This is a genomic window from Allobosea sp. FG18, assembly GCF_057809495.1.
In genome coordinates this window covers 300,173-322,166 of the sequence record NZ_JBMDKB010000002.1, presented here as the reverse complement: position 1 = coordinate 322,166, position 21,994 = coordinate 300,173, and the positions used below count along the sequence as shown (strand labels likewise).

Genomic DNA, 21,994 nt, shown 5'->3' with positions numbered 1-21,994 from the left:
AGGGCTGAGGTCGAATCTGCCATGGCGGCGGCGTCATGGCCAGAGAGCGTCGCCCGGACGTGACGGCGCTATGTCCTGCCCAAGCAATCGCCGCGACTAGAACGGGTTCCAGGTCGCCTGCGGCGTGAACTTGAGATAGCCGAGATTGACGCCGAGACGCCAGCCGACACCGGTGCGGATCGGAACGACCATGATGCCGCCCGCCGTCAGCGCGGTGAAGCCGAAGCCGCCGATGAAATAGGCGGAGCCGTCGATGCCGGCGAAGCGCTGATAGAGCGCATCGACCACCGGCAGGTTATAGACCAGCATCATCGTGCGGGCGCCCTCGCCGCCGAAATCGAAGCCGATCGAAGGTCCCTGCCAGAAGACGCGGCGGTCGCCGGCATTGCGCGTATAGAGCTGGCCCTCGCCGTAGCGCAGCCCGCCGACGAAGGCGCCCGATGCTTCCTGGCCGAGGACATAGCCGTTCGGCTCGCCCCAGCGGCGCACCGCCTCTTCGATCGTCAGCGCGAGACCGCGCGAGACGTTGCCGAAGAACTTGTGGCCGGAGCCGACGAGTTCGTTCTGGCTGAACGACTGCTGCTCATTGTATTTCTGGGCGAGCGCCGGAAGCGGCATCCCGCTCAGGCTCGCGCCGGCCACGGCGAGACCGCCCGTGATCAGGTTGCGGCGGGTCTGGGTCATCAGCGACATCTCCAGGCAGGGCGCCAGACAAGGCAGAGCGCCGGGGCGGTTCGATCGTCCGTCCGCTCGGCACCGGTGGCGGCTGCACGGCAGCCGGCTCGGGATGGATGCGATACGGGCCGGGGGGCAGGCCGATCCTGGGCCATCCGCCGCCCGACCGAACGTCGAATCACGACGATCAGCGAATGCGAATCAATTCGGTAACGGATTTGATACGCCGCAAATCTATCCAAGGCGTGAAGATTCCGGAGAGCCGTTCGGCCCGGGATGGGACCTCAATGAGGATTTGATGCGATGAAGGCCGCAACAAGGCAGCGTTGGATCTCGCTTGCCGCCGCCTTCCTCTCGCTCTCCGTGGCTGGGCAGGCTGCCCGCGCCAGCACGCCTTCGGCGGTGCCGGCTGCGGCGATACCCGTGCCCTTCCCGGCCATGCCGGACCTGCCCTCGCTCGGCGAGGTGATGCAGCGGGACCTGCACAACGGGCTGGCCATCAGCGGCTTCGACCCGGTCTCCTATCGGCTCGGCGCGCGTCCCATGGCCGGGCGCGCCGAATACGAGCTGATCCAGGATCGGTTCGTCTGGCGCTTCGCCTCGCAGGCCAATCTCGAAGCCTTCCGCGACGCTCCGCAGGTCTACGCGCCCGCTTTCGGCGGTTTCGACCCAACCGGCGTCGCCAATGGCGCCGCCGTCGAAAGCGATCCCAGCCAGTTCGCGGTGATCGGATCGCGGCTTTACCTGTTCCGCTCGGCCGAAAACCGCCAGCGCTTCCTGCGGGAAGCCGGCTTGCTGGCACAGGCCGAAAGCCGCTGGAACGCGGTGCTGCGCTTCGTCGCCCGCTAGAGCGCTGCGGCTCAGCCGCCGCAATCCCCGGCGATCGCCTGCCGCGCCAGCGCTTCGCTCGAAGCCGCCACGAAGGGTGAGTTACGGAACTGCCGCTCGCTGCGGCCGTAATCGGGCAAGGTACCGTCCAGAGTCAGGATGATCCCGCCCGCTGCCGAAAGGATGGCGTCCCCGGCCGCGATATCCCATTCCATCGTCTGGCCGCAACGGACATGGATATCGGCCTCGCCCGAGGCGATCATGCCGAACTTCACCGCCGACGAAACCGGAATCCCCTCACTGCAGCAGAGCACCGCCGCGATGCCGTCGCTGCGGCCGTCGCCGTGGAAACGGCTGACCAGCGCGACCGGCCCCTCGTTCGGCACCGCGCGAACGCTCGTCCGGCGCGCCTCGCCCAAAAGGCTACCGTCCGGGGCGAAATCCTGTTCATAGGCATGGCTGCCGGAGAACCAGAGCCGCCCTGTGGCCGGTGCCGCGATCGCGCCCGCGATCGGCCGGCCGTCACGGACCACGGCGATCGCAACGCAATAGCTGTCGCCGCCCGCGAGGAACTCGCGCGTGCCGTCCAGCGGATCGAGCAGAATGAAGATCGCGCCGGGTGTCGGATTCTGGGCGGTCTCCTCGCTGACGATCGGAAAACCGGGCAGCAGGCGCATCAACGCTTCCTTGGCGGCGTGATCGGCCGCAAGATCGGCCGAGCATACCGGCGAGCCGTCGCTCTTGAGCGTGACATCGCGCGCTGCCCGCTTCGCCAGCAGGACGGCCGCACTCAATCCGGCAGCTTCCGCCAATTTGCGCCCCAGCCCGTCGCGGTCGCGCAGGCGGGGATCGTCATGGCCGATCATCGCGGCCCATCCTTCTCATAACCGCCCCGATATGGCGATTAACCACATGAAAACCAAGATAGCAGCATATCGAGTGACAACGACGCCTCAATTCCGGCGCATCCCCGTTTCCAGGACCTCGCCCCCATGACCGACATCTCGCTCGAGCCGCTCGATCTGGCTGCGCTTCTCTGCAGCCGCGTCTGCCACGACGTGATCAGCCCGGTCGGCGCGATTGTCAACGCTCTCGAGGTTCTGGAGGAAGACGATCCGTCGATGCGCGATTTCGCGCTGGAGTTGATCAAGAAGAGCGCGCGGGCCGCCTCGGCCCGTCTGCAATTCGCCCGCCTTGCCTTCGGCGCCGCCGGTTCGGCCGGCGCGATGATCGATCTCGGCGATGCCGGCAATGTCGCGAACGGCTTCCTCAACGACGAGAAGCTCTCGCTCGACTGGGACGCCCCGCGCGCGCTTCTCCCGAAGAACCAGGTCAAGCTCCTGCTCAACCTGCTGGTCATCGCGACGCAGGCCGTGCCGCGCGGCGGCAAGCTCGTCTCGCGCGCGAAGGTCGAAGGCGAGCAGGGCACGTTCGACATCACGGCGACCGGCTCGCATGCCCGGATTCCGGCCCATGTCGAGGAACTGCTGGCCGGGCGTTCGGAAACCGGCACGATCGACGCTCATGCCGTCCAGCCGCTCTATACCGGCATGGTCGCCCGCGCAGCCGGGATGGACATCACCTTCGCGATCGACGGCGATACGGTGACGATCAAGGCCACCAAGGCCGCCTGAACGATCGTTACCGGTCGAGACGCGATCTCAACCGATCATAAACCGTTCTCCTGCTTTAGTTCCTGCAGCGTTCCGCGTTGAGTGAAGTTTCTGCATGGACGAGCTGCTGCAAGAGTTCCTGACGGAGACCGGCGAGAATCTCGACACGGTCGATCGGGAGCTCGTTCGCTTCGAGCAGGCCCCGAACGACCGCGACATCCTGAGGAACATCTTCAGGCTGGTGCACACGGTCAAGGGTACCTGCGGCTTCATCGGCCTTCCGCGGCTGGAGGCGCTGACTCACGCGGCCGAGTCGGTGATCGGGCAGTTCCGCGACGGCGCCACCGTCAATTCGATCGCCGTCACCGCAATCCTGGAGACCATCGACCGGATCAAGGATATTTTGGCCGAGCTCGCCGAGAAGGGGCAGGAGCCCGAGGGCAACGACGAAGCGCTGATCGGCGAGTTGTTCGCGCTGGCCGAGCACGCCAAAAGCGAGCTCAGGCAGCAGGCTCCGACGGAAACGCCGCTCGACCCGGTCGCCGCCTATCTCGCCCGCCATGGTCAGGCCGCTGTCGTCCCGGCAAGCGTCGAGGACGTCGTCTTCCAAAGCGCACCCGGCCCGCAGCGCGGGCGCGATGGCCGCATCGAAGGCAGCGAACCCGCGGCCGCGGCGACAGAGGATTCCCCAAGTCCGTCGCGCAGCGGCGGCCCGGCCACGCTGCGCGTGAATGTCGACACGATCGAGCATCTGATGACGATGGTCTCGGAGCTCGTGCTGACCCGCAACCAGCTTCTCGAAGTCGCAAGGCGACAGGAGGATGCCGGGCTCAAGGCCCCGCTCCAGCGTCTCTCGCTGATCACCGCCGAGCTGCAGGACGGCGTGATGAAGACGCGCATGCAGCCGATCGGCAACGCCTGGTCGAAGCTGCCGCGCATCGTGCGCGATCTCAGCGCCGAACTGGGCAAGCGCATCGAGCTTCTGACCGAAGGCGCCGAGACCGAGCTCGACCGCCAGATCCTCGACCTGATCAAGGACCCGCTGATCCACATGGTCCGCAACTGCGCCGACCATGCGATCGAGCTGCCGGCCGACCGGCGCCAGGCCGGCAAGCCCGATCACGGCACGATCCGCCTCGCCGCCTATCATGAGGGTGGTTCGGTCACGATCTCGATCGCCGATGACGGGCGCGGCCTCGATATCGAGCGCATCCGCAGCAAGGCCATCGCCAAGGGCCTCGCGACCGAGGCCGAGCTGGAAAGGCTCAGCGACGCGCAGATCGGCCGTTTCATCTTCCATCCCGGCTTCTCCACCGCCGATAATGTCACAGCGGTCTCGGGTCGCGGCGTCGGCATGGATGTCGTCAAGACGAATGTCGATTCGATCGGCGGCACGGTCGACGTCGCCAGCCGCCCGGGCCTCGGCACGACCATCACCATCAAGATCCCGCTCACGCTCGCGATCATCTCGGCGCTCATCGTTGTCGCCGGCGAGGATCGTTATGCGATCCCCCAGATCGCGGTGCGCGAACTCGTCCGGGCGAAGGCTGGCGACGACAATCGCATCGAAGAGATCAACGGAGCGCCGGTCCTGCGGTTGCGCGGGCGCCTGTTGCCGATCGTCTCGTTGCCGGGGCTGATGGCTTGTCCGGGCCGGGAAACCGCCAAGCGTGTGGATGGCGAAGGCTTTATCGTCGTCACCCAGATCGGCGAGCGGCAGTTCGGCATCCTCGTCGACAGCGTCTTCCACACCGAGGAAATCGTGGTGAAGCCGATGTCGAGCAAGCTTCGCCACATCCACCTGTTCTCCGGCAACACCATCCTCGGCGACGGCACCGTCGTCCTCATCGTCGACCCCAACGGCGTCGCCCGCCTGGTCGGCGCGACGACGTCCGAGGACGCGGAGGAGGAGCCGCGCGAGGCGGCGGTCCAGGTGCATCGCGGAGAGCGCGCGACCATGCTCGTCTTCAGAGCCGGCGCCGGCAGCCTCCAGGCCTTGCCCCTGTCGCTCGTGACGCGGCTGGAGGAGATCGAGGCCGGCGAGTTCCAGCGCAGCGGCGGCCGCACCCTGCTGCATTATCGCGGGCGCCTCGTCCCGGTGACGCCCGTCGCGGGCACGCAATTGCGCTCCGAGGGCATCCAGCCGCTCGTCATCGTCTCGAACGGCGACCTGACCGTCGCGCTCGCCGTCGAGGCGATCGTCGATATCGTCGAGGATACTTTCGAGCTCGAGATGGCAGCGGCCGACGCACGCGGCATCATCGGCTCGGCCATGATCCGAGGCCGTGCCACCGACATCCTCGATCTCGCCCACTACCTGCCGCTGAACGAGCCCGGCTGGTTCGCGGCCGGGCGTAGCGCGGAGCTTCCCGGCCGGATCCTGCTGGTCGAACCCTCCGACTTCCTGCGCGACATGCTGAGCCCGGTGTTGAGAGCCTCCGGGCGGATCATCGCGCCGATCGCCGATTTCACCGAGGCAGCCCTGGCCACGGCAGGCGAGCCGATCTTGACCGCATTGCTCGATCTCGACCGCGACAGCGAGGCCGCCTTCGCCTTCGCCGCCCTCCTGCGTGAGCGCGCCAAGGGCGAGCGCCTGCGCATCCTCGGCCTGACGACCTGCGCCACGCCCGACCTGCACATGCGGGCGGTCCAGGCCGGCCTCGACGACGTCATCGCGAAATTCGACCGCCGCGCCCTGCTGAGCGAGCTCAATACGGCGGGCGCCGACCTGAGGCATGCGGCATGATGTCGAGCGAACAACAGGCCCCCTCCTCCGCGTCCGGTTTCGGCGACTCGCTCGACTATGTGACGATTCGTATCGGCGAGCAGCTTCTTGGTCTGCCGATCGGCCGCGTCCAGGACGTCTTCATCGCCAACCGCATCACGGTCGTCCCGCGTGCGCCTGACGAGATCGTCGGCCTGATCAACCTGCGCGGCCGCATTGTCACCGCGATCTGCCTGCGCAAGCGGCTCGGGCGTCCGGTCGAGCTCAAGCTCGACGGCCAGGGCCGCCAGGAACTGACGGCGATCGGCATCGACCACGGCGGCGAGGCCTATGCGCTCATCGTCGACGCGGTCGGCGAGGTGATCCGGCTCGACCGGTCCACCTTCGAGCCGCTTCCGGTTCATCTCGATCGCGTCTGGGCGGCGCTGGCGACGGGCATCCATCGCCTTGCTGACGAGCTTCTCGTGGTGCTCGATCTCGACGCCGTCCTCGATCTCGACCTTCGCAGCGCGGCCTGACGGCCGCGCCACAGTTTTGGAGACCCAGTCATGAAATACTGCCTCGTCGTCGACGACTCAGCGGTGATCCGAAAGGTGGCCCGCCGTATTCTGGAGGGGCTGCAGTTCCGCATCGCCGAGGCCGAGGACGGCGCGCGCGCCATCGACGCCTGCAAGGGCGAGATGCCGGACGCCGTGCTGCTCGACTGGAACATGCCGATCATGGACGGCTACGAGTTCCTGCGCACGCTGCGCCAGATGCCGGGCGGCAAGCGCCCCAAGGTGGTGTTCTGCACCACCGAGAACGACATCGCCCATATCGCGCGCGCCATGCATGCCGGTGCCGACGAGTACATCATGAAGCCCTTCGACAAGGAGATCGTGGCTTCGAAATTCCATCAGGTCGGCCTGCTCTGAGCGAGCGCGTCCCGATGCGGCAGCGCATCGGCATCGCTTCGCCGAGGATGCCTACGCTCAAGATGCCTGCACCTACGCCGCCGCCCCGGTGAGAAACATGCCGACCTTGTCTCCTCGCGCGCTTCCAGCAAGCCCCGCATCGCGGCACAAGACCGTGGTGATCGCCGACGATTCCGTCGTCGTGCGCGGGCTCTTCGCGCGCTGGCTGGGTGAGGCCGGCAATTTCCACGTCGTCGCGGTCGCCGGGGACGGCGAGACCGCTGTCGCCCACGCCACCCGCTTCAAGCCCGACGTGATGGTGCTCGACCTCGATATGCCCGGCGTCGACGGTGCCACGGCACTGCCCCAGATCCTCAGGGAAAGCCCGAACACGGGTATCCTGCTCGCCGCGACGTTGAACGAGCGCAACACCCGCCTCGCCCTCGAGTGCATGACGCGGGGCGCGATGGACGTGGTCTCGAAACCGGACAGCCGCAGCGGCATGACCTTGTCGCTGGATTTCCGCAGCGAGTTCCTGCTCAAGCTCGGCAACATCGTCCAGGCGCCGGTGAGGCCCGGCTCGCTCCCGCCCGAGATCGACACCGATCTGCCGCATGCCGGGCCGACGAACCTGCGCCCGCTCGTCTCGGTGATGCCGCGCTATCTCGTGATCGGCGCCTCCACCGGCGGTCCTCGCGCCGTCGCCAAGGTACTGTTCGACATCGGCGAAGGTCTCAACGACCTGACGACGGTCGTCGTCCAACACATGCCGCCGCTCTTCACCGCCTCCTTCGCCGAACAGGTCGCCGCCCATATCGGGGTTCCCGCCCGCGAGCCCTTCGACGGCGAGCGCCTGATGCGCGGCACCGTCTACATCGCGCCCGGCGGACGCCATCTCGGCATCGACCGCCGGCTCGGCCATATCGTCGCGCGCATCGGTGACGAGCCGCCCGTCAATTTCTGCCGCCCGGCCGTCGATGTCCTGTTCAGCGAAGCCGCCCGCCATCTCGGTCCGGCCGCACTCGGCCTCGTCCTCACCGGCATGGGCAGCGACGGCACCACTGGCGCCGGCGCGCTGCGCAAGGCCGGCGCCGCCGTCATCGCCCAGGACGAGCCGAGCAGCACGATCTGGGGTATGCCCGGTTCGGTCGTGCGCGCCCGCCGTGCCAGTGCCGTCATCGCGCTCGACGAGATCGGCGCCTCGATCCGCTGCCTCGTGCGGGGGGTGCAAACGGCATGACCGAAGCCGATTTCGCCTTCCTCCGCCTTCTGCTGCAGCAGCGCTCCGGCCTGTCGCTGACCGCGGACAAGCGTTACCTCGCCGAAAGCCGGCTCGGCATCCTCTGCCGTCGGCGCGGCATCGCCGATATCGAGGCGCTCGTCCGCCAACTCAGGCTCTCGCGTGACCTCGCTCTCGAAAGCGCCGTGGTCGACGCCATGACCACCAACGAGACGCTGTTCTTCCGCGACCAGACACCGTTCAATCTGTTCCGGGACGTCATCCTGCCCGAGCGGCTCGCCGCCAATGCCGCCAGCCGGTCGCTGCGGATCTGGTGCGCCGCCGTCTCCAGCGGCCAGGAAGCCTTTTCTCTGGCCATGCTGATCGACGAGCTCGGCGACCGGCTCGCCGGCTGGAAGATCGAGATCCTCGGAACCGATATCTCCGCGGAGATTCTGGAGAAGGCCCGCGTCGGCATCTACAGCCAGTTCGAAATCCAGCGCGGGCTGCCGATCCAGATGCTGCTGAAGCATTTCCAGCAGATCGGCGACAAATGGCAGGTTTCCGAGCGCATCCGCTCGATGGTCACGTTCAAGCAGCACAACCTGCTCGAGCGCAACGACCAATTCGGTCGGTTCGACGTGATCTTCTGCCGCAACGTCCTGATCTATTTCGACGTGCCGACCAAGGTGAGGGTGCTCGAACTGCTGACGCCGCGCCTCGTGCCGGATGGAGCCTTCGTGCTCGGCGCCGCCGAAACCGTGCTGGGGCTGGCAACGAAGCTCACCTGTGATCCGCAGCATCGCGGCCTCTACCGGCACGTCGCGATGGCGGCAGCGCCCGTTACCGCCTCCCCTGCGCCAGGCCTGCGGCCGCGGCCCGCCATCGCCGCCTCCGCACTGCGCGGCTGAGCCGCCAGCGTCTCGAAGAACCGGCCTCGTCATTGCGAGCACAGCGAAGCAATCCAGGAGGACTGGGTTGAACGCTTCAGCCCAGTCCTCCTGGATTGCTTCGTCGCTTCGCTCCTCGCAATGACGGGAAGGCGTTTCAGACGGGCCAAAAGCCGCTCCCGGCGGAGGCTGGCCACTTCATCACCGCACAAACAAAAACCCCGCCTCTCGGCGGGGTCCCCGTCGACCTGTCGTGTACATCCGACGATCAGGTCAAGAACTGGTATGGCGTCGCTTCATGACCGCCCGATGACGGGCGGGCGACGGAAATGCGTCAGGCCGGGATGCGTTCCTCGACATCGGACGGCTCGCGCAGCACATAGCCGCGGCCCCAGACGGTCTCGATGTAGTTCTTGCCGTCCGACGCGTTGGCGAGCTTCTTGCGCAGCTTGCAGATGAACACGTCGATGATCTTGAGCTCGGGCTCGTCCATGCCGCCATAGAGATGGTTGAGGAACATCTCCTTGGTGAGCGTCGTGCCCTTGCGGAGCGAGAGCAGCTCCAGCATCTGGTATTCCTTGCCGGTCAGGTGCACGCGGGCGGCATCGACCTCGACCGTCTTGGTGTCGAGATTGACGACCAGATCGCCGGTGGTGATGACCGACTGGGCGTGGCCCTTCGAGCGGCGCACGATCGCATGGATGCGGGCGACCAGCTCGTCCTTGTGGAACGGCTTGGTGAGATAGTCGTCGGCACCGAAGCCGAGGCCCTTCACCTTGTCCTCGATGCCGGCGAGGCCGGAGAGGATCAGGATCGGCGTCTTGACCTTCGCCACGCGAAGCGAGCGCAGAACCTCGTAGCCCGACATGTCGGGGAGGTTCAGGTCGAGCAGGATGATGTCGTAGTCGTAGAGCTTGCCGAGATCGACGCCCTCTTCGCCGAGGTCCGTCGTATAGACGTTGAAGCTCTCCGATTTGAGCATGAGCTCGATGCTTTGAGCGGTCGCGCTATCGTCCTCGATCAGCAGAACCCGCATGTCCACGTCCCCAATTTCGCCCGCAGGGCAGGTTTGACCGTTGTTTCCGCCCGGACCGTTCGGCCCCGGACGACGACGCACTTGCCCAATGAAACGCCACGCGACACGCTACGAGGAAACTGGTTAACAAACCGTGATTCCCGAGCGCAAGCGCTTCCTCGGAGAAAGTGAACGATCCTTGTCGAGGTGAGTCGAATTTGACACGGATCGCTGAACTTCTCGGCCGCGAAAGCGCCTCTCGCGGAGGGTTGCCCCGGGAAACAGCGCCATAATGGCTCTGCGACACGTGGCAGCCTCAATCCGCAGTGTTAATCACAGAGCTTAACAGCAGGTAAATGAGCGCAATTTGTTAGGAACTCTTACCAAATCATCCACAGGTCGGGCCGGCCGCGAATTCGGTTGCCCGTACACTGCCGGCGAAGTTGAATCACTCCGATGAATTCCCCGTCCCACGGCCATGACCGCCTCTCCGCTTTGGCGACCGCCATCGAGCATATCGAAAGCGTGACCATCTATGGCCGCGTCATCGGCGTGCGCGGCCTGCTGGTTGAGGTCGCCGGGCCGATCGGCACGATGAGCCTGGGCGGGCGCGTCGGCATCGAGATCGCGCCGGGCACGCGCGTTCCCTGCGAGGTCGTCGGCTTCTCCGGTGACAAGGCGCTGGTCATGCCGTTCGGCGGGCTCGACGGCGTCCGCCGCGGCTGCCCCGTCCATGTCGACCAGGCGCAGCCGGGCCTGCGCCCCACCCCGGCCTGGCTCGGCCGGGTCGTCGATGCGCTTGGCCGTCCGGTCGACGGCGGCCCGCCTTTGCCGCAGGGCGACACGCTCTTCGCCTATCGCAACGATCCCCCGAACGCCCATAAGCGGCGCCGGGTCGGTCGCCCGCTCGATCTCGGCGTGCGAGCTCTCAACACCTTCCTGACCTGCTGCATCGGCCAGCGCATGGGCATCTTCGCCGGCTCCGGCGTCGGGAAGTCCGTGCTGCTCTCGATGCTCGCCCGCTATGCCCAGGCCGACGTCAACATAATCGGCCTCGTCGGCGAGCGTGGCCGCGAGGTGCAGGAGTTCTTGCAGGAGGATCTCGGGCCGCAGGGCCTCGCCCGCTCGATCGTCGTCGTTGCGACCTCGGACGAGCCGGCGCTGATGCGCAAGCAGGCGGCCCTCACCACGCTGACGCTCGCCGAATATTTCCGCGACCGCGGCCTCCAGGTGATGTGCCTGATGGATTCGGTGACGCGCTTCGCCATGGCGATGCGCGAGATCGGCCTGGCCGCCGGCGAGCCGCCGACCACGAAGGGCTACACCCCGACCGTCTTCGCCGAACTGCCGCGCCTGCTCGAACGCGCCGGCCCCGGCACCGGCGACGGCGCCATCACCGGCCTCTTCACCGTTCTGGTCGACGGCGGCGACCATGACGAGCCGGTCGCCGACGCGGTGCGCGGCATTCTCGACGGCCATATCGTCATGGAACGCTCCATCGCCGAGCGCGGACGCTATCCGGCGGTCAACATCCTCAAATCGGTCTCGCGCACGATGCCGCGTTCCTGCGACCCCGCCTATTATCCGGTGGTGCAGAAGGCGCGCTCGACGCTCGCGACCTATGCCGACATGGAAGAACTGATTCGCCTCGGCGCCTATCGTCAGGGCGCCTCGGCCGAGGTGGACGAGGCGATCCGCCTGCATCCCGCGCTGGAAGCCTTCCTCAAGCAGGCCAAGGACGACGCAACCCCACTGCAGGAATGCTACGCGCGCCTTGCCGCCATCATGAGCGGGACGGTCTGATGGTCGCCGATATCTCCCACCGCAGGATGTCCGACGATGATCGCAGCGCTCCTGATCGGCCTCGTCGCGCTGATCCACGTCTATATCGTCATTCTGGAGATGGTCTGGTGGGACACGCCGCGCGGTCACAAGGCCTTCGGCCTCACGCCGGAATTCGCCGCGCGCTCGAAAGTGCTCGCCGCCAACCAGGGGCTCTATAACGGCTTCCTCGTAGCCGGCCTCGCCTGGGGCCTCTGGCTCGGCCCGGAAGGCTTCGCGATCAAGCTGTTCTTCCTGGCCTGCGTCCTCGTTGCCGGACTGTTTGGCGCAGCAACCGCCAGCCGCAAGATCCTCTATATACAGGCGCTGCCCGCGGCGCTCGCAATCGCGGCCCTGCTGGCCCGGATCTGATCCCGCTTCAGGCCCGCGCCACCATCCGCACCAGCGCGAACATCGCGGCGAAGCCGATGGCCTGAATGGCCGCCGAGATCACCAGTGTCGGGCTGGCGCCGAGCCGCTCGACCATCACCGCGAAGAGCAGCGGCGCCGCGGCGAAGGTCATGTTCTGCGGCACGGTGAGCTTGCCGAGCATCGACGCGAAGCCGTTGCGCCCGAACAGCGCCAGCGGCAGCGTCGCCCGCGCGATCGAGATCACGCCGAGCGCCGCGCTGAACAGCACGATGAAGATCGCAGCCGCCGTAATCGTCATCGTCACGAAAGGCAGCGTCAGGCACAGGATCGGCCCCAGCAGCAGGCCGAACAGCGCCACCTTCTCGGCCGGAAGCCGCTCTCCCAAAGTCGCGTCGATGGCGCGGGCGGCCAGCGTCGCCAGGCCGCTGAGCGTCGCGACCCAGACAGCCTCGGCCTGCGTCAGCCCGGCTTCCTGGAACAGGCTGATCAGATGCAGCGGCAGGCCCCATGAGACGAGCCCGCTGGCGGAGAAGGCGAGCGCCACCAGCCAGAACGCCGCCCTGCGGGCCTCGGGCGCGACGCGCCCGCGTTCGCCGACGGATGCCGCCTCCGGCTTGGCCGCGCGGGCAGGCAGATGCCGATAGCGCGGGATCGACGCATAAACCGGCAGTACGATGACGATCTGCATGGCCGCGAAAACGAGCAACGTCATCCGCCAGCCGAACGCGTTCATCAGCACCGCCGTCAGGGGCCAGAACACGCTGGAAGCCAGTCCCGTAACCAGCATCATCAGGCCGATCACCCGCCGCGTCCGGTCCCCCATCAATTGGGAGATCGTGACGTTGCCGGTATTGGCGAGCGACATCGCATGGCCGAGCCCGATCACGAACCAGCTCGCGAGATAGCTAACCGGCCCCTGCGCCTGCGACAGGACGCCGAGCCCGAGCGCGCAGATCACTGCACCGATGCACATCGAGCGCCGCGTGCCCTCGCGGTCGAGCACGCGCCCGATCGCGGGTGCGACCAAGGCCCCGGTGACGAGCAGGATGGTGATGCCGCCGAAGACGATCTCGGCATTGAGGCCGATCTCGCGATCGAGCGCGCCGACCAAAACCGAGGGCGAATAGAAGGTCGAGCCCCAGCCGATGATGCGGGTCATGGCCAGGCCGAGAAGCAGGGGGCCGTGCCCGCCGAAACGAGAAGAGGCAGCCAAGACAGGATATCCGCGGAGCAGGAGGCCGAATGGCCTTGCGTCCGACGTCACTAGATCATCCCGACAGCCGGCGGCAGCAACCGCGACGCGGGCGGATCATGCGTCAAAGGCAGCCCGTTCCGGTAAGGAAAGGTCAACCTCCTTGCGCCATGTTGCTCCTCGTCTCGCGGATGGAGTTCCGGCGCGCGCCGAGGGGTCGGCAGCGCCGATGCGTAATCAGGAGTTGAAAACGATATGAAGTCGCGAGAGACGCTTCTTCGGCTCAAGCGCTTCCAGGTCGACGAAAAGCGTCGCCGGGTAAGCCAGATCGAGATGATGATCGCCGATTTTCATCGGATGGCGAGCGATCTCGATCGCGAGATCCAGGCCGAGGAATCGCGCGCCGGCATCGCGGACCCCGCCCATTTCGCCTATCCGACCTATGCCAAGGCAGCGCTCGGCCGCCGCGACAACCTGCGCCAGTCGGCCGACAACCTGAAGGGCCAGCTCGACGAGGCCAAGGCCGAGCTGCAGGAAGCCTTCGAGGACATGAAGAAGGTCGAGATTCTCGACGACCGCGAGCGCGCCTCGGAGCGCGCGGCGGAGGCCGCCCGCGACCAGGCCACCATGGACGCGATCGGGCTGCGCTCGCGCGTCTGAGGCCGCAATCAGAGTTCAGACAAGAGGGCGGCGTCCGGAAGGGCGCCGCCCTTTTTCATGCGATGATGGGATGGTGCTCGACGGAGTCGCGCCGCAGCTTGCCGGTCAGGCGCGGATCGTCATCGACCTCGACCCCGCGCTTGAACACCGTGAAGCCGGAGCGCTGGTAGAAGGCGAGCGCGGCGGGGTGGTCGAGCGTGCAGGTATGCACCCAGAAGCGCGTGATCGGCTGAGCCCAGGCCAGCGCGAGCGCCCGGTTCATCAGCCAACGACCGGCGCCCTTCCCGACCACGGCCTCGTCCAGCCCGAAGAAGGCAAGTTCGCCCTCGCCCGGCACGCGGAAATCCAGCTCGAGCAGGCCGACATCGCGCCCCTCAAAGCGAACGGCGTAGAGCTCGACGGCCGGGTCGGCGAGGATCGCCTCGATCTCGGCGCGCGGCTTGGTCAGGCGGCTGAACCACATCCAGCGCTCGCCGAGCAGCCGGTAGACGGCGAGATAGCGCTCGACATCGGAGCGTCCGATCGCATCAAGCGAAAAACCCACGATCCCGGCCGGGTCAGGTCGCTCCGGCGGCCGTTCGAACATCTCCAGCGAAGTCACGATGGTCGCAATCTTCCCGGGCGGCAGGTCGGTCGTTCCGGTCAGGGTGATGGTCAGGCTCTGGGTCATGAAGGGCTGTTCGATCGGCTCATAAGGGAATCTGCCGCGATCATGACATGATCGGGGTCGAAAGATCACCGCATGCCGATGCATGCCCGGCGTCACGGCATCGCGCCCCGTCCCGCCTCCCCGGCCGGACATCACGATGGATCGAACCGCCGGCGAGGCGCGATCCGCCTTCACGTACGATCGAGGATGAGACGAGATGAACCGCACCGCCACCGTCCTGGCCGCCCTTCTCGCCGCCGGCCTGCTTGCCGGCACGGCCCAGGCCCAGCAGCCCCATGGCGGCCATGCCGGCCACGGAGTCTCTGCTGCGACGGCAAAGCCCGGCGAGAGCGCCTCGACCAAGGCCTATCGCGACGCCAACACGAAGATGCACAAGGACATGGACATCCCCTATTCCGGCGATGCCGATGCCGATTTCGTTCGCGGCATGATCCCGCATCATCAGGGCGCGATCGACATGGCCAAGATCGTCCTCGCCCATGGCAAGGATCCGGAAATCCGCAAACTCGCCGAGAACGTCATCCGCGACCAGGAGAAGGAAGTCGCGATGATGCGGGACTGGCTGAAGAAGAACGGCAAGTGACCTCCGCTTCACGCCCCTGACCTTGGGCCAGGGCGAGCAAGCTCAGGCGCTTGCCCTCGCTCCTCCCCACTGGCAGAGAGGGGAAAGGTTCGCGCCGCAGCGGTGACGACGTGGGCCATCCTACCCGTCACCATCTTGTTCCGAACCCGCGGCCTCCATGAAACGCTATCTCGACTATCTCTGGCCGATCATCGGGCTCGTCGCCGTCGTCTGGTCCGTCGAACTGCTCTGGGACAAGCTCAAGGCCGAGGCTGGCTCGGACGCCGCCATCAAGGCGCTGCTCGCCGATGCCGGGCTCTGGCAGAGCATCAAGATCATCGCCCACCGCATCGGCCACAAGATCGCGGTGATTCCGCCGGAAGCCTTCCTCCATGCGGGGCTGGCGACCCTCGTAGCCTATGCCGCGCTCGCCTGGTACGACCGCATCGCCCTGATCCATCTCGGCAAGGAGAAGGGCATCTCCTGGCCCTATATCTCGCTCTGCTCCTTCGTCACCTATGCACTCTCCCACAATATCGGCGCCTCGGTCTTTTCGGGCGGCATGGTGCGCTACCGCGCCTATACGGCGAAGGGCCTGACGGCGGGCGAGGTCGCAGTCCTCGTCGCGCTCTGCTCCTTCACCTTCGCCTTCGGCACGATCTTCCTGATGGGGCTCGTGCTGCTCTACGAGCCGCAGATCCTGCATCCGCTCGAACGGATGTCGAAATGGTTCGCGATATCAGACAATACCGCGCGGCTGATCGGCCTCGGCATGCTCGCCTTCGTCGCGCTCTACACCATCGGTTCGTGGCTGCGCTTCAAGCCGCTGAAAATCGGCAAGTTCGAGATCATCTATCCGCGCCTGCCGATCGTCTTCAGGCAATATCTGGCGGCGCCGCTCGAACTCGCGGGCGCGGCTGGCATCATCTATTTCGCGCTGCCGGACCAGGGCAATCCGGGCTTCCTGATCGTGCTCGGCGCCTTCCTGCTCTCGTTCTCGGCCGGTTTGCTCAGCCAGGTGCCGGGCGGCGTCGGCGTGATGGAGGCGGTGTTCCTCGCTGTCATGCCGGGCGTGCCGGCGCCAGCCGTCTTCGCCGCGCTGCTGATCTGGCGGATGTTCTACCTCATCCTGCCGCTGGTCTTCTCGCTGCCGATCGTGCTGGCCTTCGAGCGGGCGCAGCTCAAGCGCAGCACCCGCATCGCTCCGCCGCCCTAGCATCGGCCCGCAAACTGGGAACCGGTTTTCGAGCCAAGCCGATGCGCAGAAAGCCTGTCAGCGCTTGAGCGCGATCGCAGCCGCGCCGAACATCAGGAGCGCGCCGACCGCTTCCGACCAGCCGAAGGGCTCGCTGAGCGCGACGACGCCGACCGCGACCGCGATGGCCGGGCTGACGAAGGCATAGAGCCCGGCGCGGAAGGCACCCCAGTCGCGCAGCAGCCGCATATAGATGGTGAAACCCATCAGCGAGCCGCCGACGATCAGGAAGAGCACCGCCGGCAGCACCGGCCAGCTCGCCAGCGCCCGGACATCGGCAAGGCCGACCGGCTCCAGCGAAAGCGAGACCGCGGTCAGCCCGATGCCGCCGATCAGCGTCTGCCAGCCGGCCAGCGTCAATGTCGGCATCGTCCCGGCGATCGGCCTGGAGAGCACGGCACCGACGCAATAGAACAAGGTCCCAGCCGCCACGGCCGCGAGCCCCATCGCCTCGAGCGGATCGCCATGCGCAGCGGAGAGCCCGCCCATCGCCCGCGTTGCGAACAGGAAGCCCAGGCCGACGGTGCCGAGCGCGATCGCCGCGATCTTGCGCCCGTCGATCCGCACGCCTTCGATCACGCGGCTAGCCAGCAGCGTATAGATCGGGATCGTCGCGAAATTGACGATGGCGGCGAGCCCGCTCGGCGCGGGCTTCGTGCCCCAGAACAGCAGCGTGTAATTGGCGGTGTTGAGCAGCAGCGCCGTGCCGATCAATCGCGGCCAGGCGCCGCCCGGCACCTTGGACACGTCGCGCCCGGCCCAGAGCAGCATCAGCAGGCCGGCGATCGAGAACCGCGCCGCCGCCAGGAAGACCGGAGGGACATGCATGGAGCCGACCTTGACCGGCAGCCAGGTCAGCCCCCAGACGAGGCACATGACGGCGAAAAGGGCGGTGTTGCGCGACATGCTCTCCGCTTAGCCACAGGCCGCTAGGCTGACCATTGCGCGGTAGGCATCGGCGCCCCGTGGAAACCGGAGAGAAGCCTCAGACGCTGCCGACCGTCTTGAGGCGCACGCGCGGATGGATCTCCGCCTGCGACAGCACCGGCGTCTCCCTGCGGAAGCGCTCGATGATCTGGCGGGCGAAGGGCCGGGCCATGGCCGAGGTGACCAGCGCCGGCATCTCGCCGATGCGCGCGGCATCCTCGAACTTGTCGCGGACGTGATGCACGAATTCCTGCAGGCGCGAGGGCTGCATGGCGAGATGACGGTCCTCGCCCTGACCGATGATCGACTCGGCGAAGACGCCTTCCCAGGCCGGCGACAGCGTGATGATCGGCAGCACGCCCTGCATGTTCGAGAACTGGGCGCAGATCTGGCGGGCGAGCCGGGCGCGAACATGCTCGGCGATCTCGCGCGGGTTGCGCATGCCCGACGAGACCTCGGCAATCCCCTCGATGATCGTCGGCAGGTCGCGGATCGAGATGCGCTCGGAGAGCAGGAGCTGCAGCACGCGCTGGATACCGGTGGTCGAGATCTGGCTCGGCACGATCTCCTTGACGAGATCGGCATGGTCCTTCGGCAGCTCGCGCAGCAGCTTCTGCACCTCGGAATGCGAGAGCAGTTCCGGCATGTTGGACTTCAGCACCTCGGTGAGATGCGTCGAGATCACGGTCGCGGCGTCGACCACGGTGTAGCCGCGCAATTGCGCCTCGTCCTGCAAGGCCGCGTCGATCCAGGTCGCCGGCAGGCCGAAGGTCGGCTCCAGCACATTGTGGCCCGGCAGGTTCACGGCACCGCCCATCGGGTCCATCGCCATGTACTGGCCAGCATAGACGATACCCTGCCCGGCATCGATCTCCTTGATCTTGATGAAGTAGTGGTTCGCCTCGAGCTGGACGTTGTCGACGATGCGCACGGCGGGCATGACGAAGCCCAGCTCGGCCGCGAGCTGGCGGCGCAGCGCCCGGACCTGATCGGTCAGGCGGTCCTGCCCGCTCGGCGCGTTGACCAGCGGCAGGAGCCCGTAGCCGATCTCGATCTTGAGTTCGTCCATCTTGAGGAGGTCGTTGAGCGTCTCCTCGCGCTGCGTGCCATCCGCAGAGACCGCACCGCCGGGCTGCGTCGGATCGGCCATGCCCTGCTCGGCCTCGCGGGCCTTGGCCGCCTTGCCGAAACGGTAGGCCATGAAGCCTGCGCCAGCTGCCAGCACGAGGAAGGGCAGCATCGGGATGCCCGGCAGCACCGCGATCAGCAACATCACCGCCGCCGACATGCCGAGCGCCTTGGGATAACCGGAGAGCTGCTTGCCGAGCGCCTTGTCGGCCGCGCCGCGCACGCCCGCCTTCGAGACGAGCAGGCCGGCCGCGGTCGAGACGATCAGCGCCGGCAGTTGGCTGACGAGGCCGTCGCCGACGGTGAGCAGCGTGTAGTTCGTCGCCGCCTGGCCGAAGCTGAGGTTCTGCTGCGCCACGCCGATGACGATGCCGCCGAGCACGTTGATGAAGGTGATCAGCAGGCCGGCGATGGCGTCGCCGCGCACGAATTTCGAAGCACCGTCCATCGAGCCGAAGAAGGAGGACTCATCCTCCAGGGCCCTGCGGCGGACCTTCGCGGTCTCCTGATCGATCAGGCCGGCGGACAGGTCGGCGTCGATCGCCATCTGCTTGCCGGGCATGGCGTCGAGGCTGAAGCGAGCCGCGACCTCGGCGATGCGGCCCGAGCCCTTGGTGATGACGACGAAGTTCACGATGATCAGGATCGTGAAGACGATCACGCCGATCACGAAATTGCCGCTCATCACGAAGCCGGCGAAGGCCTCGATGACATGGCCGGCGGCCGCCGTGCCCTCATGGCCATGGGCCAGGATCAGGCGCGTCGAGGCGAGGTTCAGCGCCAGCCGGAACATGGTGACGATCAGCAACACCGTCGGGAAGGCCGAAAACTCCAGCGGCTCCTCGATGAAGAGCGCGGTCATCAGCACGAGCACCGAGACGATGATCGACAGCGCCAGCAAGAGATCGAGCAGCACCGCCGGCATCGGGAAGATGAGCACCACCAGGATGCCCATGACGCCGATGGCGAGGAAGAGGTCGGGACGGTTGAACAGTTTGCCGAGCGCCCCGCGATCGGGAACGGTAAAGCCTCTGCCCTGCCCTGCCGTCATATCGGTCATCGACCGCACCGCCCCACGCCTGCGCGCCCCGAAGCAGGGCGCAGCTCGGCAATTCTTGCCGGGCGTATGGTGAATGATTGGTTAAACCGGCTCTCGGGAGCCTGTCCCCGAATGCTCCACCGGAACCTTTTCGGCCGGGCACCGTTGCTTCCCGACGCCATGCGCATGGCGGCTGTGTCGCCATCGCCGTGCGCTTCGCACGTCCGGCCGCGCGCAAGCCGCTCGAAAGCATGGCGCGACCACTCAACGCTGTCGAGTGACGAGGCTGCATCCGCAACCGTGCCCCGCAAAAACCGGCCCGATGGAACAAAGCGTCATTTAAATGCATTATTCCATGCTGGCATTCCTTGCCTAAGAATGCCGCGGGAGATGTGGTGACAACAGCCTGGAGGCCGTCGTGGACAGACGCTCATTCCTGATGACACTGGTCGGCGGCTTTGCCGCAGCCGGCATGGGCGGCATCGCCGCCGCCGAAGCGGCCCAGCCCAAGCTGGTACCGGTGCCGGACGCAGAGCCCACCAAGGGCGACGAGGCCGTGACCGCCGAGATGAAGGAGGCGCTCGACAAGAGCGACGCCGAATTCAGCCAGTATTACTATTACCGCCGGCCGCGCTACTACGCGCGCCCCCGCTATTATGCGCGCCCGCGCTACTATTACCGGCCGCGCTATTACGCCCGCCCGCGCTATTATTATCGGCGGCGCTACTACTGACGGATCCGCGGGTCAGGCGGCGCTGATGCGCGTCTGACCCGGCTCGGCCACGGTAATGCCGGACGAGGTGTACTCGCTGAGCTTGTTGCGCAGCGTGCGGATCGAGATTCCCAGAATCTTGGCCGCATGCGTCCGGTTGCCGAGGCAGTGATCGAGCGTATCGAGGATGAGTTCGCGCTCGACATCGGCGACCGTGTGGCCCACCAGCGAACGCGTCATGGCCTCCGCCGTCTGGGCCGCCCGTGCGGCCGGATCGCGCGACGGAGCCGGTGAAAGCGCCTCGCCTTCCGGGCTGAGCACGGCGGAAGCGGCGATCTCCGGCCCGCTCGCCAGCAGCACCGCCCGGTGCATCGTGTTTTCCAGTTCGCGGACATTGCCGCGCCACGCGCTGGCCAAAAGCAACTTGCGTGCGTCGGTCGCGATCGGCCGCGCTGGCAGCCCGTTCAGATCCGCATATTTCCTGGCGAAATGCTCGGCCAGCACCAGGATGTCGCCCGGCCGCTCGCGCAGCGCCGGCAGGCGCAGATGCACGACATTGAGGCGATAGAGCAGGTCCTCGCGGAATGAGCCCTCGCGCACGGCATCGGCCAGGTTGCGGTTCGAGGTCGCGATGATCCGGATATCGACCTTGACCGGCTGCGTGCCGCCGACCCGGTCGATCATGCGCTCCTGCAGCGCGCGCAGGAGCTTGGCCTGCAGGCGGACATCCATCTCCGAGATTTCGTCGAGCAGCAGCGTGCCGCCATTGGCCTCTTCGAACTTGCCGATGCGGCGCGCGATGGCACCGGTGAAGGCGCCCTTCTCATGGCCGAACAGTTCGGATTCGAGCAGGTTGTCGGGGATGGCCGCGCAGTTCACCGCGACGAACGGGCGGTCCTTGCGGCCCGACTTCTGGTGGAGATGGCGTGCGATCACCTCCTTGCCGGTGCCGCTCTCGCCGGTGACGAGCACCGGCGCTTCCGAGCGCGCGATCTGCGTGGCGAGCTGCACGACGCGCTCCATCGCCGGATCGCGCCAGATCAGGCTGGACTGGTCGGCGGCGACCGCCTCCAGCACCGCCGCGATCAATTCCGGATCGGGCGGCAGCGGTACATATTCCCGGGCGCCGGCCTGGATCGCCGCGACGGCGGCGCGCGTATCGGTCGAGGTACCGCAGGCGACGATCGGCGTGCGGATGCGCTCGGCTTCCAGCGCCGCGACATACCCTGCGATCGGCTGGGCGACATCGACCATCAGCAGGTCGGCACCCTTGGCGCGCAGCACGGCGAGCGTCTGGTCGAGGCTTTCGGTATGGGTGACGGCCGCGCCATGCGACATGGCGATCTTGGCGGCTGCGATGATCTGCCCCTTGAGACCGCCGGCGATGATGAGGCGCATGGCTCAGGTCCTTCTGTTCGTCGATGTCATGGGGCGGGCCGTCACCGGTCTGCCTTGATGATTTCGGTCATGGTCACGCCGAGCCGGTCCTCGACGACGACGACCTCCCCGCGCGCGACGAGCCGCTCGTTGACGAAGATGTCGATGGCCTCGCCGACGCGCCGGTCGAGCTCGAGCACGGCGCCCGGCACGATCTGGAGCAGGTCGCCGACCGCGACCTTGGAGGAGCCGAGCACGGCGGACACCGTGACCGGCACGTCGAAGACCTGTTCGAGATCCTCGGCCGTCTTGACCGGCACCGGGCCCGACCGGGCGACCGACATCTCGCCCTGATCGAAGGACAGGTCGGCCTGGTTCAGCGGCGGCAGATTGAGATCGCTTTCCTGGCTCATGGCTCAGA

General features: G+C 66.8%; 22 protein-coding genes. 13 read left to right on the top strand and 9 right to left on the bottom strand.

The genetic code is table 11. The annotated features are described in order from the left end of the window. Window positions 1-96 precede the first annotated feature (96 nt). A complete protein-coding gene (locus tag ACODTJ_RS03740; RefSeq protein ID WP_454658955.1) occupies window positions 97-618 on the bottom strand; it encodes a DUF1134 domain-containing protein in 522 nt (173 codons plus the stop codon). A gap of 360 nt (window positions 619-978) precedes the next feature. On the opposite strand from ACODTJ_RS03740, the gene ACODTJ_RS03735 reads away from it, so the two are divergent. Beyond that, the gene (locus tag ACODTJ_RS03735; protein ID WP_454655881.1) at window positions 979-1,524 is read left to right on the top strand and encodes a YHS domain-containing (seleno)protein; all 546 of its coding nucleotides are present in this window, start codon (window positions 979-981) and stop codon (window positions 1,522-1,524) included. A gap of 11 nt (window positions 1,525-1,535) precedes the next feature. On the opposite strand, the gene ACODTJ_RS03730 is transcribed toward ACODTJ_RS03735, so the two are convergent. Next, window positions 1,536-2,369, bottom strand: a complete 834-nt coding sequence (locus ACODTJ_RS03730) for a 3'(2'),5'-bisphosphate nucleotidase CysQ family protein (protein ID WP_454655880.1) — start codon at window positions 2,367-2,369, stop codon at window positions 1,536-1,538. Window positions 2,370-2,495: 126 nt separating this feature from the next. Between ACODTJ_RS03730 and chpT the strand changes: the two genes are divergently transcribed. The 6 genes from chpT (at window position 2,496) to ACODTJ_RS03700 (ending at window position 8,864) form a co-directional block, all read left to right on the top strand. Beyond that, on the top strand, window positions 2,496-3,137 hold the full coding sequence (chpT, locus tag ACODTJ_RS03725; RefSeq protein ID WP_454655879.1) for a histidine phosphotransferase ChpT: 642 nt from the start codon (window positions 2,496-2,498) through the stop codon (window positions 3,135-3,137). Between the two features lie 94 nt (window positions 3,138-3,231). After that, entirely contained in the window at window positions 3,232-5,862 is a 2,631-nt protein-coding gene (locus ACODTJ_RS03720) for a chemotaxis protein CheW (RefSeq protein ID WP_454655878.1), read from the top strand. Next, window positions 5,859-6,359, top strand: coding sequence for a chemotaxis protein CheW (locus ACODTJ_RS03715; RefSeq protein ID WP_454655877.1), 501 nt, complete (start codon window positions 5,859-5,861; stop codon window positions 6,357-6,359). The genes ACODTJ_RS03720 and ACODTJ_RS03715 overlap by 4 nt, the downstream gene beginning before the upstream one ends. Before the next feature lie 30 nt (window positions 6,360-6,389). After that, complete coding sequence (locus ACODTJ_RS03710) at window positions 6,390-6,755, top strand: response regulator (protein ID WP_038359309.1); 366 nt, start codon at window positions 6,390-6,392, stop codon at window positions 6,753-6,755. A 97-nt stretch (window positions 6,756-6,852) separates the two neighbouring features. Further along, window positions 6,853-7,974: a chemotaxis-specific protein-glutamate methyltransferase CheB gene (gene cheB, locus ACODTJ_RS03705; RefSeq protein WP_488847583.1), complete on the top strand. Its 1,122-nt coding sequence runs from the start codon at window positions 6,853-6,855 to the stop codon at window positions 7,972-7,974. Continuing rightward, a complete protein-coding gene (locus ACODTJ_RS03700; RefSeq protein ID WP_454655875.1) occupies window positions 7,971-8,864 on the top strand; it encodes a CheR family methyltransferase in 894 nt (297 codons plus the stop codon). Before cheB ends, ACODTJ_RS03700 begins: the two co-directional genes overlap by 4 nt. Before the next feature lie 313 nt (window positions 8,865-9,177). On the opposite strand, the gene ctrA is transcribed toward ACODTJ_RS03700, so the two are convergent. Continuing rightward, window positions 9,178-9,879, bottom strand: coding sequence for a response regulator transcription factor CtrA (gene ctrA / locus ACODTJ_RS03695; RefSeq protein ID WP_038359314.1), 702 nt, complete (start codon window positions 9,877-9,879; stop codon window positions 9,178-9,180). A gap of 435 nt (window positions 9,880-10,314) precedes the next feature. Between ctrA and fliI the strand changes: the two genes are divergently transcribed. Both fliI and ACODTJ_RS03685 read left to right on the top strand, forming a co-directional pair. Then, window positions 10,315-11,661 carry a flagellar protein export ATPase FliI gene (gene fliI, locus ACODTJ_RS03690; protein WP_454655874.1) on the top strand — a complete coding sequence of 449 codons (1,347 nt, stop codon included), beginning with the start codon at window positions 10,315-10,317 and terminating at the stop codon, window positions 11,659-11,661. Between the two features lie 36 nt (window positions 11,662-11,697). Next, the gene (locus ACODTJ_RS03685; protein WP_454655873.1) at window positions 11,698-12,051 is read left to right on the top strand and encodes a DUF1304 domain-containing protein; all 354 of its coding nucleotides are present in this window, start codon (window positions 11,698-11,700) and stop codon (window positions 12,049-12,051) included. 7 nt (window positions 12,052-12,058) lie between these two features. Here ACODTJ_RS03685 and ACODTJ_RS03680 read toward each other — a convergent pair whose 3' ends face one another. Continuing rightward, entirely contained in the window at window positions 12,059-13,264 is a 1,206-nt protein-coding gene (locus tag ACODTJ_RS03680) for an MFS transporter (protein ID WP_488847580.1), read from the bottom strand. A gap of 234 nt (window positions 13,265-13,498) precedes the next feature. Between ACODTJ_RS03680 and fliJ the strand changes: the two genes are divergently transcribed. Then, complete coding sequence (gene fliJ / locus ACODTJ_RS03675) at window positions 13,499-13,903, top strand: flagellar export protein FliJ (RefSeq protein WP_047574070.1); 405 nt, start codon at window positions 13,499-13,501, stop codon at window positions 13,901-13,903. 55 nt (window positions 13,904-13,958) lie between these two features. Here the strand turns inward: fliJ and ACODTJ_RS03670 are convergent, their stop codons facing one another. After that, window positions 13,959-14,573, bottom strand: coding sequence for a GNAT family N-acetyltransferase (locus ACODTJ_RS03670; protein ID WP_454655871.1), 615 nt, complete (start codon window positions 14,571-14,573; stop codon window positions 13,959-13,961). 196 nt (window positions 14,574-14,769) lie between these two features. Here ACODTJ_RS03670 and copM point away from each other — a divergent pair, with 196 nt between their 5' ends. Further along, window positions 14,770-15,156 (top strand): CopM family metallochaperone, encoded by a 387-nt coding sequence (gene copM, locus ACODTJ_RS03665; RefSeq protein ID WP_454655870.1) that lies wholly within the window; start codon window positions 14,770-14,772, stop codon window positions 15,154-15,156. A 157-nt stretch (window positions 15,157-15,313) separates the two neighbouring features. Further along, on the top strand, window positions 15,314-16,351 hold the full coding sequence (locus ACODTJ_RS03660; RefSeq protein WP_454655869.1) for a lysylphosphatidylglycerol synthase transmembrane domain-containing protein: 1,038 nt from the start codon (window positions 15,314-15,316) through the stop codon (window positions 16,349-16,351). A gap of 57 nt (window positions 16,352-16,408) precedes the next feature. Here the strand turns inward: ACODTJ_RS03660 and ACODTJ_RS03655 are convergent, their stop codons facing one another. Both ACODTJ_RS03655 and flhA read right to left on the bottom strand, forming a co-directional pair. Beyond that, entirely contained in the window at window positions 16,409-17,296 is an 888-nt protein-coding gene (locus ACODTJ_RS03655; protein ID WP_488847576.1) for a DMT family transporter, read from the bottom strand. A 79-nt stretch (window positions 17,297-17,375) separates the two neighbouring features. Continuing rightward, window positions 17,376-19,505 carry a flagellar biosynthesis protein FlhA gene (flhA, locus tag ACODTJ_RS03650; RefSeq protein WP_454655867.1) on the bottom strand — a complete coding sequence of 710 codons (2,130 nt, stop codon included), beginning with the start codon at window positions 19,503-19,505 and terminating at the stop codon, window positions 17,376-17,378. 397 nt (window positions 19,506-19,902) lie between these two features. Between flhA and ACODTJ_RS03645 the strand changes: the two genes are divergently transcribed. Beyond that, window positions 19,903-20,217, top strand: a complete 315-nt coding sequence (locus ACODTJ_RS03645; RefSeq protein WP_454655866.1) for a hypothetical protein — start codon at window positions 19,903-19,905, stop codon at window positions 20,215-20,217. 12 nt (window positions 20,218-20,229) lie between these two features. Here the strand turns inward: ACODTJ_RS03645 and flbD are convergent, their stop codons facing one another. After that, a complete protein-coding gene (flbD, locus tag ACODTJ_RS03640; protein ID WP_488847572.1) occupies window positions 20,230-21,594 on the bottom strand; it encodes a sigma-54-dependent transcriptional regulator FlbD in 1,365 nt (454 codons plus the stop codon). Between the two features lie 41 nt (window positions 21,595-21,635). Beyond that, window positions 21,636-21,986, bottom strand: coding sequence for a flagellar motor switch protein FliN (gene fliN, locus ACODTJ_RS03635; RefSeq protein WP_454655865.1), 351 nt, complete (start codon window positions 21,984-21,986; stop codon window positions 21,636-21,638). Window positions 21,987-21,994: the final 8 nt, after the last annotated feature.

What these genes read in the sequence shown, in the direction of transcription:
- ACODTJ_RS03740 (WP_454658955.1), bottom strand. Translation starts at nt 618, where the DNA reads ATGCCGCTTCCGGCGCTCGCCCAGAAATACAATGAGCAGCAGTCGTTC.
- ACODTJ_RS03735 (WP_454655881.1), top strand. Translation starts at nt 979, where the DNA reads ATGAAGGCCGCAACAAGGCAGCGTTGGATCTCGCTTGCCGCCGCCTTC.
- ACODTJ_RS03730 (WP_454655880.1), bottom strand. Translation starts at nt 2,369, where the DNA reads ATGATCGGCCATGACGATCCCCGCCTGCGCGACCGCGACGGGCTGGGG.
- chpT (WP_454655879.1), top strand. Translation starts at nt 2,496, where the DNA reads ATGACCGACATCTCGCTCGAGCCGCTCGATCTGGCTGCGCTTCTCTGC.
- ACODTJ_RS03720 (WP_454655878.1), top strand. Translation starts at nt 3,232, where the DNA reads ATGGACGAGCTGCTGCAAGAGTTCCTGACGGAGACCGGCGAGAATCTC.
- ACODTJ_RS03715 (WP_454655877.1), top strand. Translation starts at nt 5,859, where the DNA reads ATGATGTCGAGCGAACAACAGGCCCCCTCCTCCGCGTCCGGTTTCGGC.
- ACODTJ_RS03710 (WP_038359309.1), top strand. Translation starts at nt 6,390, where the DNA reads ATGAAATACTGCCTCGTCGTCGACGACTCAGCGGTGATCCGAAAGGTG.
- cheB (WP_488847583.1), top strand. Translation starts at nt 6,853, where the DNA reads ATGCCGACCTTGTCTCCTCGCGCGCTTCCAGCAAGCCCCGCATCGCGG.
- ACODTJ_RS03700 (WP_454655875.1), top strand. Translation starts at nt 7,971, where the DNA reads ATGACCGAAGCCGATTTCGCCTTCCTCCGCCTTCTGCTGCAGCAGCGC.
- ctrA (WP_038359314.1), bottom strand. Translation starts at nt 9,879, where the DNA reads ATGCGGGTTCTGCTGATCGAGGACGATAGCGCGACCGCTCAAAGCATC.
- fliI (WP_454655874.1), top strand. Translation starts at nt 10,315, where the DNA reads ATGAATTCCCCGTCCCACGGCCATGACCGCCTCTCCGCTTTGGCGACC.
- ACODTJ_RS03685 (WP_454655873.1), top strand. Translation starts at nt 11,698, where the DNA reads ATGATCGCAGCGCTCCTGATCGGCCTCGTCGCGCTGATCCACGTCTAT.
- fliJ (WP_047574070.1), top strand. Translation starts at nt 13,499, where the DNA reads ATGAAGTCGCGAGAGACGCTTCTTCGGCTCAAGCGCTTCCAGGTCGAC.
- ACODTJ_RS03670 (WP_454655871.1), bottom strand. Translation starts at nt 14,573, where the DNA reads ATGACCCAGAGCCTGACCATCACCCTGACCGGAACGACCGACCTGCCG.
- copM (WP_454655870.1), top strand. Translation starts at nt 14,770, where the DNA reads ATGAACCGCACCGCCACCGTCCTGGCCGCCCTTCTCGCCGCCGGCCTG.
- ACODTJ_RS03660 (WP_454655869.1), top strand. Translation starts at nt 15,314, where the DNA reads ATGAAACGCTATCTCGACTATCTCTGGCCGATCATCGGGCTCGTCGCC.
- ACODTJ_RS03655 (WP_488847576.1), bottom strand. Translation starts at nt 17,296, where the DNA reads ATGTCGCGCAACACCGCCCTTTTCGCCGTCATGTGCCTCGTCTGGGGG.
- flhA (WP_454655867.1), bottom strand. Translation starts at nt 19,505, where the DNA reads ATGACCGATATGACGGCAGGGCAGGGCAGAGGCTTTACCGTTCCCGAT.
- flbD (WP_488847572.1), bottom strand. Translation starts at nt 21,594, where the DNA reads ATGCGCCTCATCATCGCCGGCGGTCTCAAGGGGCAGATCATCGCAGCC.
- fliN (WP_454655865.1), bottom strand. Translation starts at nt 21,986, where the DNA reads ATGAGCCAGGAAAGCGATCTCAATCTGCCGCCGCTGAACCAGGCCGAC.